General features: G+C 39.6%; 14 protein-coding genes. 2 read left to right on the forward strand and 12 right to left on the reverse strand.

Annotated features, from left to right (window positions below):
* Positions 1-59: 59 nt before the first annotated feature.
* Positions 60-830 carry a DUF2989 domain-containing protein gene (locus QQK02_RS08710; protein ID WP_284207754.1) on the forward strand — a complete coding sequence of 257 codons (771 nt, stop codon included), beginning with the start codon at positions 60-62 and terminating at the stop codon, positions 828-830.
* A 71-nt stretch (positions 831-901) separates the two neighbouring features.
* Here the strand turns inward: QQK02_RS08710 and msrB are convergent, their stop codons facing one another.
* The gene (msrB, locus tag QQK02_RS08715; protein WP_284207618.1) at positions 902-1273 is read right to left on the reverse strand and encodes a peptide-methionine (R)-S-oxide reductase MsrB; all 372 of its coding nucleotides are present in this window, start codon (positions 1271-1273) and stop codon (positions 902-904) included.
* Positions 1274-1282: 9 nt separating this feature from the next.
* Positions 1283-2809, reverse strand: coding sequence for an NADP-dependent phosphogluconate dehydrogenase (gndA, locus tag QQK02_RS08720; protein WP_284207619.1), 1527 nt, complete (start codon positions 2807-2809; stop codon positions 1283-1285).
* Positions 2810-3073: 264 nt separating this feature from the next.
* On the opposite strand from gndA, the gene gap reads away from it, so the two are divergent.
* Entirely contained in the window at positions 3074-4069 is a 996-nt protein-coding gene (gene gap, locus QQK02_RS08725; protein WP_284207620.1) for a type I glyceraldehyde-3-phosphate dehydrogenase, read from the forward strand.
* 75 nt (positions 4070-4144) lie between these two features.
* Here the strand turns inward: gap and QQK02_RS08730 are convergent, their stop codons facing one another.
* The 10 genes from QQK02_RS08730 to lolA all read right to left on the reverse strand — a co-directional run bounded on the left by QQK02_RS08730 (position 4145) and on the right by lolA (position 14642).
* Positions 4145-6931, reverse strand: a complete 2787-nt coding sequence (locus tag QQK02_RS08730) for a DUF349 domain-containing protein (protein ID WP_284207621.1) — start codon at positions 6929-6931, stop codon at positions 4145-4147.
* A complete protein-coding gene (locus tag QQK02_RS08735) occupies positions 6928-7203 on the reverse strand; it encodes a YeaC family protein (protein ID WP_284207622.1) in 276 nt (91 codons plus the stop codon). Before QQK02_RS08735 ends, QQK02_RS08730 begins: the two co-directional genes overlap by 4 nt.
* Positions 7200-7535, reverse strand: a complete 336-nt coding sequence (locus QQK02_RS08740; RefSeq protein ID WP_284207623.1) for a hypothetical protein — start codon at positions 7533-7535, stop codon at positions 7200-7202. Before QQK02_RS08740 ends, QQK02_RS08735 begins: the two co-directional genes overlap by 4 nt.
* Positions 7536-7622: 87 nt before the next feature.
* Positions 7623-9098: an alanine/glycine:cation symporter family protein gene (locus QQK02_RS08745; protein WP_284207624.1), complete on the reverse strand. Its 1476-nt coding sequence runs from the start codon at positions 9096-9098 to the stop codon at positions 7623-7625.
* A gap of 33 nt (positions 9099-9131) precedes the next feature.
* Positions 9132-10277, reverse strand: coding sequence for a M14 family metallopeptidase (locus tag QQK02_RS08750; RefSeq protein WP_284207755.1), 1146 nt, complete (start codon positions 10275-10277; stop codon positions 9132-9134).
* Positions 10278-10341: 64 nt separating this feature from the next.
* Entirely contained in the window at positions 10342-10827 is a 486-nt protein-coding gene (locus QQK02_RS08755; protein ID WP_284207625.1) for a TlpA family protein disulfide reductase, read from the reverse strand.
* 136 nt (positions 10828-10963) lie between these two features.
* Entirely contained in the window at positions 10964-12244 is a 1281-nt protein-coding gene (gene serS, locus QQK02_RS08760; RefSeq protein WP_284207626.1) for a serine--tRNA ligase, read from the reverse strand.
* 17 nt (positions 12245-12261) lie between these two features.
* Positions 12262-12663 (reverse strand): fluoride efflux transporter CrcB, encoded by a 402-nt coding sequence (gene crcB / locus QQK02_RS08765; protein WP_284207627.1) that lies wholly within the window; start codon positions 12661-12663, stop codon positions 12262-12264.
* Positions 12644-13999 (reverse strand): replication-associated recombination protein A, encoded by a 1356-nt coding sequence (locus tag QQK02_RS08770; protein ID WP_407705037.1) that lies wholly within the window; start codon positions 13997-13999, stop codon positions 12644-12646. Before QQK02_RS08770 ends, crcB begins: the two co-directional genes overlap by 20 nt.
* A complete protein-coding gene (lolA, locus tag QQK02_RS08775; RefSeq protein WP_284207628.1) occupies positions 13983-14642 on the reverse strand; it encodes an outer membrane lipoprotein chaperone LolA in 660 nt (219 codons plus the stop codon). The genes QQK02_RS08770 and lolA overlap by 17 nt, the downstream gene beginning before the upstream one ends.
* Between the last annotated feature and the right edge of the window lie 11 nt (positions 14643-14653).

A 14653-nucleotide genomic window follows, 5' to 3' on the forward strand; every position in this document is an offset into this window, starting at 1 on the left:
TAAATTTTTCATCATTTAAGTGAAGGCAAATGAGATCCGTTTTACCCATTATTTGTTCAATGATTTTTCTTACTGGATGTGAGCAAAGTGTTTCCATATCTACGATGTGTGAGGCTGACCCGCAAATCTGCGTAGACATCCACGATGACAACTGGTGTAGAAAGGAGAGAAAGTCTCTTCTGCTCCATAATTACAACGTTAAACAAACTAATCAAGATATTGATAAATATAAAGAGTTAATAGCGTTTGAAGAATATATAGGCTGTATGTCATTAGCCTCTCAAATTGAACACATTAAATTAAAAGAAAAGAAAACTAACCGAGTTAATAGCCTGCTAAATGCGGAAAAACGATTTACACAGCTTGCTGAAAACACCAAACAATCGAATAACGCCCATTTATTATATTTTCATTGGTCGCGTTTCTTAGACAAAGATGCAATGGCAAAATTCACTGCTAAAGAAGGTAGTGCTGAATTGGAAACTGCCGAGCTCCAACAGTTTTTGGCGAGTTATTATATAAAACGAGATCCCGATAAAACACTTGGCATATTGTTTCATTCTTTAGAGTTAACACCTGCCGGTGCCGAATTGAATCATGAAGTATTCGAATCAATTGCAAATATCTTCAACGATAAAGATGAATATAAACAAACCTATATTTGGTTAAAAGTATTGCAACTCCACAAACCCGATGATCAGCACTTAAGTGAAAATTTAATTAACTTATTTATTGAAAAACATGGTTTAAACATTGCCTTTCTTGACACCGTTGCAGAGGCAACGCTTACGAATATTCAAGAAGGTCGATTCAAAGCACCACAATATTAGACAAATTATCAGGTTATTTCTCTTATTTAAAACAAATAAAAAACGCACCGTTAGGTGCGTTTTTTATATTTTTATGGCTTAAACTGTAAGCTTACCGAATTAACACAATAGCGCTTGCCGGTAGGCTCTGGCCCATCATCAAAAACATGCCCGAGATGACTATCACAATTTTGGCATTTAATTTCAGTGCGTTGCATGTGCAGCGAATTATCTTGATGATAACTCACCTGCCCTTTCCTACTTTCCCAAAAGCTCGGCCAACCACAACCAGCATTAAACTTAACAGTAGAGTCAAACAAAGGTTGCTCGCAATACGCGCAATGGTATACACCATCAAGCCAATGATCATTGTACTTACCGGTAAATGGGTGTTCAGTAGCCGCTAACCGACAAACACGGTATGCATCTTCTGATAATTGATTTCGATGATTACGATTTACCATTGTCACACATTATAATTGAATAAGTTTACGATCTTCACTTGACCATTCGACATGGAATTTTTTACCTGCCGGCGCATCTACACGCTCAAAGGTATGGGCGCCAAAAAAGTCACGCTGACCTTGTAAAAGGTTAGCAGGTAATACACCGCAACGCACAGAGTCATAATATGAAAGCGAAGAAGAGATTGCGCCAATTGGTACACCTAGTAATGTGGCATCGGCAATGGCTTGGCGCCAATTCAATTGATGTTTATTTAATTGTTCAACAAAAAACTCATCAACTAATAGGTTCTCAAGTTCACTATCACGATCAAAGGCATCAGTAATAGATTGCAAGAATATTGCACGGATAATGCAGCCAGCTCGCCAAATTTTAGCAATGTTGGCAAAATTTAATGTCCATTTATACTCTTTAGCTGCAAGGCTCATTAGCTGAAAACCTTGGGCATAAGCACAGATTTTTGAACAGTAAATCGCATCATGTAATCGATCTACATAGGCTTGTTTTTCTTGTTCTGATAATTCTGGCAATGTTGGGCCTGCCAAGCGTGTACTTGCTTTAACGCGTAAGGCTTTAAATGATGATATCGAGCGAGCAAATACTGCTTGAGCAATGGTCGGTGCTGGACACCCCACTTCAAGTGCACTGATTGCTGTCCACAAACCAGTACCCTTTTGGCCTGCTTTATCTAAAATCAAATCAACAAGCGGCGTATCATCATTGTTTGGTTTATGGCGTAAAACTTCGACAGAAATTTCCATTAGGTAGCTGTCTAATGGACCAGCATTCCATTTCTCAAAAATATCAGCTACTTGCTCAGGGCTATAGCCAAGTCCTGCACGAAGCACATGATACGCTTCACAAATAATTTGCATATCGGCATATTCAATACCATTGTGAACCATCTTCACAAAGTGGCCTGCACCTGCTGGGCCAATATACGCTGCACACGGATCGCCATTTTCAACAATCTCACCTGGTTTAGTACGCTCTAAAGGTTTACCTGTTGCAGGGTCGACTTTAGCAGCAATCGCTTCCCAGATTGGTTTAATACGTGTCCAAGCATAAGGAGACCCACTTGGCATTAATGCCGGGCCGAAACGCGCGCCAGTTTCACCACCAGAAACAGCCGATGAGAATAAAATAAAGTTGTTTTTATATTTTTTCTCACGCTCAACGGTATCAACCCAAAGACTATTACCGGTATCAATAACGATATCGTCTGGTTGAATACCTGCACCGATTAAGCTTTCACAAACATGATCGACAGGCGCACCAGCCGGAACAGACAATACAATGGTATGAGGTGCTTTAAGACGAGAGAAAAGTTCAGTATAAGAACTACAGCCTACCACACGTGGCGAACCAGATTTATTCTCCAATGCGTCTTGTGCAATTGCATCTTCTACTTTGTCAGTACTAAGATCAAAAGCAGCAACCGTGTAACCGTTGTCAGCTAGGTTTAGCACTAGGTTTTTACCCATAACGCCTAAACCGATAAACCCAATATCACACGTCATATTTTCTGTTGTCATGTAAGTGTCCGAATTAATGTAAACGATAGGAATTTCTTCCTATAAAAAATTGCAGGCATTTTATCACGCACAGCCTAAATTAATACACTAAAATCAACATTTACCGAGCTATATTCAATTACATTTGTGTAAACATTCGTAATACACATAAACAAAATGTAATAAAAACACGTTTAGATAGCTTTTTATGTTGAAATAATATAAATTTGATGTAATTTTACTACAAAAGATAATTTTGCAAATAAATAGCAATTAGGAATGAACATGACAGTAAAGATTGGTATCAACGGTTTTGGACGCATTGGTCGATTTGTATTTAGAGAAGCTTTTTCACGTGACAATGTTGAAGTAGTTGGCGTTAATGATTTAATTGACGTTGAATACATGGCCTATATGCTGAAGTATGACTCTACACATGGTCGTTTTAACGGTGATGTTGACGTTGTCGATGGCAATTTAGTTGTAAATGGCCAAACGATTCGCGTAACAAGCGAACGTGATCCTGCAAACCTAAAGTGGAATGAAGTTGACGCTCAAGTAGTTGTTGAATCAACGGGTCTATTCCTTACGGATGAAACAGCACGTAAACACATTGAAGCTGGAGCTAAGAAAGTCGTGTTATCTGCTCCATCGAAAGACGATACGCCAATGTTTGTTATGGGTGTAAATGAATCAACATACGATGGCCAAGACATTGTATCTAACGCATCTTGTACAACAAACTGTCTTGCACCTGTTGCTAAAGTATTAAACGATCGTTGGGGCATTAAAGACGGCTTAATGACGACAGTACACGCAACAACTGCAACGCAAAAAACGGTAGATGCTCCTTCAGCTAAAGATTGGCGTGGTGGTCGTGGTGCTTCTCAAAACATCATTCCTTCATCGACAGGTGCAGCAAAAGCTGTTGGTAAAGTTATTCCAGCATTAAACGGTAAGCTAACGGGTATGGCATTTCGTGTTCCTACACCAAATGTATCTGTCGTTGACCTAACAATTAACCTATCTAGCCCAGCTAGCTATGAAGAAATTTGCCAAGCAATGAAAGAAGAGGCAAACGGCCCATTAAAAGGTATTTTAGGTTACACAGAAGATGCTGTTGTCTCTAACGACTTTATCGGCGAACGTTGTACATCAGTATTTGATGCAACAGCTGGCATCGCATTGACCGATACATTTGTTAAAGTTGTCACTTGGTACGACAATGAGATTGGCTACTCGAATAAGGTATTAGACTTAGTAAATCACATTACTAAATAAGTTTACTATCCATAAAAAAAACCACCTTTAAGGTGGTTTTTTTTATGCGCATTTTTTATATCTATTCAATCGCTATTAACAATAAATCGCCTGTAAACGGTTTAAGTAAGGTAAATCACCTTTTCCTAACTGACCTAATGTTAACCAATCAAAAAATTGTGCGGTTAAATTTACTTGCCCACCCGATGTCATTTGAGATTGCATCAAGCTAACTTGCACTTCAAGACGACGAGCTTGAAATTCACTTGGCGATTCAACACCAGCAAGTATCTCTATCGTAAGTGTTGCTTCATTGCGATCTGCAATCGTTTGACTATGGGTACTTTCCTGCAACTTACGTTGCCATTTCCCTGGCAAAGAATCAAAGCCTTCGATGTCAGTTACTTCAATACCCTGCTCAATGTATTGAGCAATAATCGCAAATAAGCTGGTCCACTGACGTTGTTGCTTACCTTTACGCAAGTTAGCGGCTTTATCATTAATCTTTTTAACATGATCAGCGATAGATTTGCTCAGCGTTTTTGTTTGTGGGCTTCGAGCAGGTAAGCTTTGTTTAACTTCAGTTAACTGCAACGCAATGGTCTTTAATTCGCTTTCTTGCTCACTTGCATTTGCCTGCTCAACTAATGCCTCAATTCGTTGTTGAGCGTCACCCATTAACTGTTTATTTTGATCTTGCTGCGTTTGTTTAACGGCATCACGCTTTGCAAAAATTTCATCATTAACCTTTCTGAAAGCTTGCCAAAGTTTATTTTCTTGATTCTTACCTGCAAAGCCGATGTCCTTCCAGCTTTTTTGTAAAGTTTTAACTTGGTTTGCCGCCGCAAAAGCATCCTCTAAAGCCAATAACTCTTTAGCATGATTAATTAATTCATTCTTGGCAGACGCTTGTTTATGTTGAAAATGATTAATGGCATCATTAATCGGTTTACAGGCGCCTCTATAGTCATCAAGCAACACCTGATAACGTTTTCTGTCTACGTCACCAGCCGTTTGCCAACGCTTTTTCAGCTGAGCATATTGCTTATCAAGTGCTGCCATATCCATTTCGTCGTTAATTGAGGCTGAAAGCTCTTTTAGTTGATTTATCACTTCTACTCGTTGAGCATAATGATTATCACGTTGCTTTTCTTGCTCTTCAAAAAAGGTACGACAAGGTGCAAATGCTTGCTCACAGGCCTCGTTAAATGCATCATTTAACGCTTGTTCCTGTGTTTCTTCAGCATGACCTAAGCTATTCCATGTTTTGCGGTAACTTTTAACCAAATTAGCCTGGTGCGACAAATCGTTATGCGGGTTACGCGCGATCGCCTTAACCTCTTCAAGCAATTCTTGTTTTCTCGGGGTGGCGACATAATGCTCCCAATCCGACAAGTCGGCGATTTTTTCACTTACTTGTTCATAATCTCGGCTTACTTTGGCTTTCTGTTGTTCTGTTAATTGCTCGTATAGCCCCTTGGCATGTTTATAAACACCAAACGATGCATTGTACTTACCTATCCTGATTAGGCGTTTAACATCAGATAACTTTTTAAACACTTGGTTTAATAATTGCGTTTGCTCTTTTTCAAACGGCGCTAATGCACTGCGCCATTGTTCTTTTATTTCTTGGTGAGCTTGCTTAAGGGATTCAGGTAAAACGCCCGCACTGCGCTTTTCCATTGCGCGCCAATCTGCTGACCATTGCCTATATATTTCTGCACGATCATTGAATTCATTCATCGACGTTGGCACAGCTAGCTGTGCTATACGCGCTACAAGATGCGTTGCATCACTTACTGATTGGGCGATAACAGGAATTTGATCAAGCTTTTTTCGTTCTGCGGATAACTGACGAGCGTAGGTTTGCTTTAGCTTTTCGTCGAGTATTGCGTCATCAATAAGTTTCTGAAGTTCATTACATTGCTTGTTAATCGCTTCTTCATCAAGCACATTCGATTCGAAAATCGCATTAGCAATGCTTTGATCAATGATTTTTATGTGACCTTCTATTGCACCTTGTTGTTCCAGCTTTTGTTCTTCTAGTTGTTTTGCAATTAACGCTTGCTGGTGGGCTTCCGCTTTAACAGCAAATGCTTTATCGAGCTGCTCTACAATGACTTGATGTTTGTCACTAAACGTTTGTTGATCATTTTCTGACAAACATGAAAAATCACTGACAATACGTTGCCATTGGCTATCGAGTTGTTCCCGCTTACTAAGCACTTTTGCATAATCAGCCTGCTCTTTTAACGCTAGCAACATAGACAGCGTTAATTGCGCATCTTTTTTAACTTGTTCTGGTTTTTCTTTTGCTAATTTGATCGCTGATATTTTATCATTGATAACCGATAATACGTTGTCATAAGTAGACTTCTTAGCGCACTTTTCAAGTAAGCTAACATCTGCAACTGGCTCAATGATCTGCAACTGCAGTTCTGCACTGTTAGCATTAATAAACGCTGTATATAAAAAGCTTGGTTTATTGAGTCTATCAAACAAAGCTGTTTGCACAGCTGAATCTTGCTCTAGCTGATACCAACTTTCAACAAGTGAGGTTTTCTTAGTTAAGCCTAAAAACGCAAGCTTTTGTTGAGACGATAATTCAGGCTGCTGTGTTAAAAAGTTTTTTTCAATATTTTGTAGTGCTAGCTGCTTAATTGCATCACGATCACTGTACACCAACTGCCAATAAAGCGTTGCTGAGTTGAGTTTTTTTAATGCAGTGATCCGCACAGCATCACTACTATCATTGAACGCAATATCTTTTAAAATCTTGATATCGTCACTATTGGTTTGATCGAGTTCTTGTTTTACGGCACTAAGACGTGTTGCTTCGTCTTTGCTTTGCCACTTTGCCTTAAAAAACTTTGAGAAAATCATAAATCTGAAAACCTAGCTATATTATTTTTATCAGAAAACTGCGCTTTGAGTTCTCGCTTAGTTTTTTCAACAATATTGCCATCAGGCCCTATTGATAGCATTTCGTCACTGTTAAGTTTTTTTGCTTGATAGGCCATAACAATTTGCATTGCAGAGTCACGCTGCGCTTGATCTACCGCAGTGCCTTCAGGCCACTTACCTGTTTCTGCACAGTGCTTGAGCCTTAAATACATGTCTTCAGATAGGTTTTCTACAAGATCAATTACATTCATAGTTCTTTACTGGTTCTTTTAAAAATAATAAGACGAATTCGTGTGATGATATAGCCGAAGAATCCAACAACACAGATGATCATAGATAACAGGTATTGCCAAGAAGCTTGCATATCATCATACCAAAAGATACCTAAGAAGCCTGCACAAAACAGTAACATCGCAATAAAAGACTGGTTCAAGAGTGTTTGGGCACGTTGAATACGGTTAACTTTTCGAATGTGTGTTAGTCGGTCACCGCTAGCGTTAGCTATTTCGAGACCACAATGAGAACACTCTGCCGCTTTATCGGAGATTTTTTTACTACATGCTGGGCAATTAATAACAGCCATTGTTTACCCTCAAATAAAATTTTAAGTATTCTACACAAAAAAAACGCCCTAGAGGGCGTTTTTTAGAAAATAAAATTAAATGTTAACTTATAATTTATCTTTCCATAAATCAGCGTTTTTAATGCCAAGTTTTTCTGGATCAAAGGTATATTTTTCAACGCCTTCTTTTTGCTGACGTTCATAATCTTTAAGTGCTGTAACCGCAGGTTTAGCAACAAAGAAGATAATTAAAATACCGATGATATTTAACCATGCCATCATTCCAACACCAACATCACCTAAGCCCCATGCGATATCAGCAGCTTTTACCGTACCGTAGAACGTTGCAGACATAATTATCACTTTTAACAAGAAAGTTAAAATAGGGAAATTGAATGTACGCTTAATATACGCCACATTATTTTCTGCGATGAAGTAGTAAGCCAATATCGTAGTAAATGCAAAGAAGAATAACGCTAAAGCAATGAATGGTTTACCTACGCCAGTTAACACGCTATCTACAGCAATTTGAGTAAACGCTGGGCTATTTGCAGCGACATCGGCAGCAAGGTTCTTCACAATAAATGACTCACCAGCCGCGTGAACGTTATATGAATCTGTGATCAGAATAATAAACGCCGTTGCAGAACAAACAAATAAGGTATCAATGTAAACAGAGAATGCTTGCACCAAACCTTGTTGCGCAGGGTGATCTACTTCAGCAGCAGCTGCTGCATGAGGACCTGTACCTTGACCTGCTTCATTTGAATAAACACCTCGTTTAACACCCCAACCAATAGCAGCACCAACACCAGCCATAGGCGAGAATGCATCATTGATGATCATCATGAAAACGCCTGGTAATTTATCAATATGAAGTGCAATAACAACGAATGCGATAATGATATAAGCTAGCGCCATAAATGGTACAACAACTTGAGTAAAGTTAGCGATACGCTTAACACCACCAAAGATAATAAAACCAAGTAACAAGACTATAAACGATGCGGTATAAATTTTTGCTGAGCTAATTTGGCCAATACCAGTATCAATCATGGTACCCGCACCAAACGCCATTTCAACAGCGTTACCAATTGAGTTAGATTGCACTGTTGGTAATAACACACCACATGCTATAACTGTCGCGATAGCAAAAATCCATGCATACCATTTTTGACCTAATGCCTTTTCAATATAGTATGCTGGACCACCACGGTATAAGCCGTCGTGCTCTTCTTTATAGATTTGAGCGTTAGTTGATTCAATATATGCCGTTGCAGCGCCAAAGAATGCTACAACCCACATCCAAAATACAGCACCAGGGCCACCAAAACCTATGGCAGCAGCAACACCAGCGATATTACCAGTACCAACACGTCCAGATAACGAAACCGCTAACGCTTGGAATGATGAAATACCTTGTGCCGAGCTTTTACCAGATAAAAGCAGGCGCCACATTTCTTTAAAATGACGCAATTGAACAAAGCGGGTGATGATCGAGAAAAATATGCCTGCACCTAAGCACAAATAAATGAGCGCAGGACTCCATATGATGTCATTTAATGACTGAACTAGTTCTAACACAGATACTCCTAAGAATGTTTCTTTTTGTTTTTATTATCGTAAATCGTCTACAACATGAAAAATGGCCGTCAACACGTCACGACCAAATATACTGCTTCGCGTGTCTGACCAACCAACGTGCTGATCAGGTAATAAAATATTGTCTTTGAAAGGCATTTCGATGGTGTAAGCTAAACACTTAAATGTTTCACCCACCCAGTTTGAACCAACGGTTAAATTGGCTTGGCCTGCTTCATCTTTGTCATAGCCCTTTTCATCTTGGAATTCAGGCGTAATCGAAAGTAAAATATCTTTGAATTTATCTTCAAGTGCTTTGTGCTTAGCATCGTATGAAGGAATACCTTCACAGCCAGCAACAAAGTTATACGGTAAGGCTTCATCACCATGAATATCAAGGTGCATATCGACACCTGTTTCTTTCATTTTTTCTACCACAAGGAAAACTTCTGGGCTGTTTTCCATTGAAGGCGTTTGCCATTCACGATTAAGGTTGACACCTTTAGCGTTTGTTCTTAAATGACCACGAACACTGCCATCAGGGTTCATATTAGGTACACAGTAAAATACTGCTTTATCTAATACTTTGCGCGCTACACCATCATCTTCATCAAGTAAACGATCAATAAAGCCTTCCATAAACCATTCGGCCATTGTTTCACCAGGATGCTGACGCGCAGTTAACCACACCGTTTTTTTACCTTCACCCTCTTCACCAATTTTTAAAACTGACATGTCACGACCATCAAGTGTTTGACCTAACACTTGTAGCTGACAATCTGGAGAAAGTTGTGCGTTGTGAATTAAATCTTGGTGACGTTCGTAACTGTATGGCGCAAAGTAGGCAAAATAAACACTGTCAAACTCAGGTTCAAATTCAACGGTTAGCTTTTCACCATCAAAACTTGTTGGCACTCGAAACCAATATTCGCGATCATATGATGCTACTGCTTGATAATTATGCCAGCCTTCAACATACGCAGACTTGCCTGCGTTTAAAAAATGCATGGTTAAAGGACTGCGCTCAGTATTATGAACTTTGAAATGAAACCATTGATAAAATTCAGACTGATTATCGTTTTTGATCTCTAATTGAATATTATTAGGTTGTTCGGCATTTCGGACACGAATATTGCCGCTATCGAAATTCGCTGTAATTTGCGTAAAATTATTCTTATAAATTAATCTCGCGACTTAGTGTACACAAAGAATAATAAGATAAGAAGATGTTATTGCTGAGATTACGTTAGAGTGTCCGTAAATAAAGACCAAGCTCAGTACTGTAACCTAAAGACTTGGCAATTACGGCGTTATTTTCATCAATCACGTAGTAGCTAGGATACCCGTCTATTTTGAATTGTGATTTGATTTCGTTGTTTCCCAAGGCAACTGGAAAGGTAAGTTGCTTATCCATAACAAACGTATGAACTTCCTCAACATTTTCGTAATCTAACGCAATAGCAACAACGTCAACATCTTCCCTCTTTAGAAAAAGGTTTTCTAAATTGCCAATACTTGCATGGCAAATTTGGCACCATGGCGCGAAGAAGTATAAAACTTTTGTTTTATTGGTTGCAGTGATAGGAATTGTTTTTTCGTCTAAGCTAGGCAGCACCTGTTCATTGCTGGCTACTTTGGTGTCGTCAGGCAACATAGAAGATGCCTTGAAAATACTTAACACATTAAAAACGGCGACAAAAAATAAGATTTGAATAACTAAACTACGCAACAAAGCCTGACTTCCTAAAAGTTAAAGGTTCACTGATTAGACCTATCACGACATCAATAACTTTCATGTCGCGCAATAAAAAAGGCCAACGCATAATGCCCTGACCTTTTTATTTTAATCTGAAACGTTGGTGTATCGCTTAACCAATATGCGTTTCGTTTCGCATATAAGGCTGTAATACCGTTGGTATTTCAATACGCCCATCAGCAAGCTGATAGTTTTCGAGAATCGCTACCAAGGTGCGACCAACAGCTAAACCAGAACCATTAAGTGTGTGCACTAATTCAGGCTTATTTGTCTCGCTATTTCTGAAACGCGCTTGCATACGACGTGCCTGGAAATCCCCCATGTTTGAACATGAAGAAATTTCGCGGTAAGTGTCTTGTGCAGGTAACCATACTTCAATATCGAAGGTTTTTGTTGCACTAAAGCCGATATCACCGCTACATAACACAACAGTGCGGTATGGTAATTCAAGCTTCTCTAAAATCACTTCAGCATGACGGGTCAATTCATCAAGAGCATTAAATGAGTCTTCAGGCTTAACGACTTGAACCATTTCTACTTTGTCGAATTGATGTTGACGAATTAAACCACGAATATCACGACCAGAAGAGCCTGCTTCAGAGCGGAAACATGGCGTATGAGCAGTCATTTTTATCGGTAATTGTTCTTCAGCAACAATATCATCACGGACAAGGTTCGTTAATGGAACTTCAGCTGTTGGGATCAATGAGAACTGACGATTCGCCAAGTCTGTATGAAATAAGTCTTCACCAAACTTAGGCAACTGACCTGTGCCATAAAGAGAGTTGTGATTGACAAGGTATGGAACATACATTTCCTCGTAACCGTGCTCTTCACTATGGGTGTCTAACATAAACTGTGCTAGTGCACGATGTAATCGTGCAATTTGGCCGCGCATAACGACAAAACGCGTACCTGCGAGTTTAGCACCGGCTTCAAAGTCTAGGCCTTTGCTTAACGCGGTAGCTAAATCAACATGATCTTTAACGTCAAAGTCGAATGATTTAGGCGTACCCCAGCGGCGTACTTCAACATTATCATCTTCACTTTCACCAGCAGGAACATCGTCTGCAAGTAAGTTAGGAATCGCTGATACGAGTTCATCAATTTTAGCCAACACTTGGTTTTGCTCTTCTTTAGCGCTATCTAAAGCACTACCAAGTTCGCTAACTTGTGCCAATAATGGTGCGATATCTTCACCGCGCGCTTTTGCTTGGCCAATTGATTTGGAACGTGTGTTACGCTCACTTTGTAATTCTTGTGTTTTAACCTGAATTGCTTTTCGTTGCTCTTCAAGTTGATTAAATTTTTCTACATCTAGCGTAAAACCGCGCTGAGCAAGGTTTTTGGCAATGTCGTCAATGTTGGTTCTTAGCTGTTTTGAGTCAAGCATGTTTTATCACTTGTCGGTTATTTGTTAATGAGTGTCACAATAAACATTCCTAATGCGGCCGCCATTATACACAAACTGACATTAAGAACTATATTTGTCATCGCTTTTAATAAAAAGCCTTGTTGAAACAATAATATTGTATCAACACTAAAGGTTGAAAATGTTGTAAAGGCGCCGAGAAAACCGATACCGATTAAACTTCGGTAGACACCTGCTTCGATATGGCCTTGTTCAATTAAAGAATATAACAAGCCAAGTAAAAAGGAGCCTAAAAGGTTTACCAGTAATGTCGCATAAGGAAACCCTTTACCTAACAAACTTGCCGTTTGCTGGTAAACAAAAAATCGCAAACTTGCGCCAATACCGCCCCCTAAGGCAACGGTTAAATAAAGCAAATAACTATTTATACCGTTTGTCATTAGCGTCCTTGTTTAATGCGTCTAAGTATTCTCTTTTCTGTTTTAATTGCTTCTCTAAACCTCGTTCGCTTGGGTAATAAAAGCGTGTTTGAGCAAGAGGTTGTGGAAAATAGTTCTCGCCGGCTGCAAATGCGTTATCTTCATTATGAGCATAGCGATACTCTTCACCGTGCCCTAATGCTTTAGTCACTGAAGATGTCGCATTTCTTAAATGAAAAGGGACATCTATATCGGCGGTTTCTGCGGCCAATTGTCTAGCCTGTTTAAAGGCCGTATATACTGCGTTACTTTTAGGTGCCAATGCCATATAAACGGTTGCTTGTGCTATCGCTCTTTCACCCTCTGCTGGACCAACTCGATGATAGGTATCCCAGGCATTAATCGCAAGTTGCATTGCTCTAGGATCTGCATTGCCAATATCTTCAGATGCAATAGCTAATAACCGTCTAGCAACATATAAGGCATCACCACCTGCATTAATTATTCTAGCAAACCAATATAAAGCGGCGTCAGGATCTGAACCGCGAACAGATTTATGAAAGGCACTTATCACATCATAAAACGCGTCACCACCTTTATCATAGAGTGCAATTTTATCGCCGGCTACTTGCGTGATATGGCTTAGACTAACAGTTTTCTTGCCATTTTCTTCAGGCGTCAGTTCAACGGCATTTTCTAACAAATTCAATACACGTCTGGCGTCGCCTGTTGCTAACGCGATAAGTTGCTCTTTAGCTTGTTCATCGATAGAGATATCAAGCTTATCTCTTTTGGTTAAGTAACTTACTGCGTTTGCAATAATGTTCGCTAAGTCTGCACTTTCTAATTTTTTTAAGGTATATACACGTGTTCTGGATAAAATCGCTTTATTAAGCTCAAACGCTGGATTCTCTGTGGTTGCACCGATAAAAACGATGGTGCCATCTTCGATATGCGGTAAAAACGCATCTTGTTGTGACTTGTTGAATCGATGAACTTCATCAACGAATAGCAGCGTCCGTTTGTTCTTGTGAATCGCATTATCTTTCGCTTCATCGATTGCAAGGCGTATCTCCTTGATACCAGATGTTACTGCTGACAGTCGAATAATTTCGGCATTTGCGTGACGTGCGATAAGCTCTGCAAGCGTAGTCTTTCCAGTGCCAGGTGGCCCCCAAAATATAACGCTGTGGCATTGCCCTGCTTCAATCGCCACACGCAGTGGTTTACCTTCACCTAAGATATGTGATTGACCAATGTATTGGGATAATTCCTGAGGTCTTAATATAGCGGCAAGTGGTTGAAATTCACTTGGTATATCCATATCAAAGTCAAATGAGCTATTGGCGTTGATCATCGATATGGGTGCCATCTGGGATAACAAATTCATATTGCGCCTCGTTAAACGAGGCCTTGCTATCCATTGTCAGTGTAATTTCGCTAATTTGGCCCGTTGCATCAAAAATCAACAATTGCTTGAGTTCATCTTTATCGAACTTTAATTGCAAGGCTTTAACATGGCTTTGTTCATTTAAAGATTCGATGACGAATGACGATTCAACCTGTAATACGCGGTAACCTTGCCATAAAGTATCGTCGTTACTGCTTAACAATAAAATGGGTGTATTAGCTAATGCCTGTTCAAAATGATAAAGGCTAACTTGTTCGATAAACGGATCATAAAACCAAAGCGTTTCACCATTAGCAATAATTAAGGTTTCATCTGGGCTCGTTGTATGCCAATGGACCTTATTTGGCTTTGTTACCGACAAGCGCCCTTCACCTTCAGCAATCACTTGCTGCTCGGCGTCAATTACCTGTTGAACAAAGCTCGCCGAAAAGCCATCAATCTTTGATAACTTTTCCTGCAGTGCCGATTTGGCTTGTTGGGACATTGCCTCATTAGGCTCAGAGACAAGGGCATTAGTTGGAGCCTGGGCACAAACATGTGCTGAAAATACAGTCCATGCAGTAACAAGTGATAAAACAACTTTTTTCATATAACTCTCTA

The sequence above is a fragment of the Thalassotalea eurytherma genome (assembly GCF_030161415.1).
Taxonomy (GTDB): domain Bacteria; phylum Pseudomonadota; class Gammaproteobacteria; order Enterobacterales; family Alteromonadaceae; genus Thalassotalea_G; species Thalassotalea_G eurytherma.

Bases quoted from the DNA above. Each gene is read 5' to 3' on its own strand.
- QQK02_RS08730 (WP_284207621.1), bottom strand. From the start codon at position 6,931: ATGATTTTCTCAAAGTTTTTTAAGGCAAAGTGGCAAAGCAAAGACGAA.
- QQK02_RS08740 (WP_284207623.1), bottom strand. From the start codon at position 7,535: ATGGCTGTTATTAATTGCCCAGCATGTAGTAAAAAAATCTCCGATAAA.
- gap (WP_284207620.1), top strand. From the start codon at position 3,074: ATGACAGTAAAGATTGGTATCAACGGTTTTGGACGCATTGGTCGATTT.
- QQK02_RS08735 (WP_284207622.1), bottom strand. From the start codon at position 7,203: ATGAATGTAATTGATCTTGTAGAAAACCTATCTGAAGACATGTATTTA.
- QQK02_RS08710 (WP_284207754.1), top strand. From the start codon at position 60: ATGATTTTTCTTACTGGATGTGAGCAAAGTGTTTCCATATCTACGATG.
- lolA (WP_284207628.1), bottom strand. From the start codon at position 14,642: ATGAAAAAAGTTGTTTTATCACTTGTTACTGCATGGACTGTATTTTCA.
- QQK02_RS08770 (WP_407705037.1), bottom strand. From the start codon at position 13,999: ATGATCAACGCCAATAGCTCATTTGACTTTGATATGGATATACCAAGT.
- msrB (WP_284207618.1), bottom strand. From the start codon at position 1,273: ATGGTAAATCGTAATCATCGAAATCAATTATCAGAAGATGCATACCGT.
- crcB (WP_284207627.1), bottom strand. From the start codon at position 12,663: ATGACAAACGGTATAAATAGTTATTTGCTTTATTTAACCGTTGCCTTA.
- serS (WP_284207626.1), bottom strand. From the start codon at position 12,244: ATGCTTGACTCAAAACAGCTAAGAACCAACATTGACGACATTGCCAAA.
- gndA (WP_284207619.1), bottom strand. From the start codon at position 2,809: ATGACAACAGAAAATATGACGTGTGATATTGGGTTTATCGGTTTAGGC.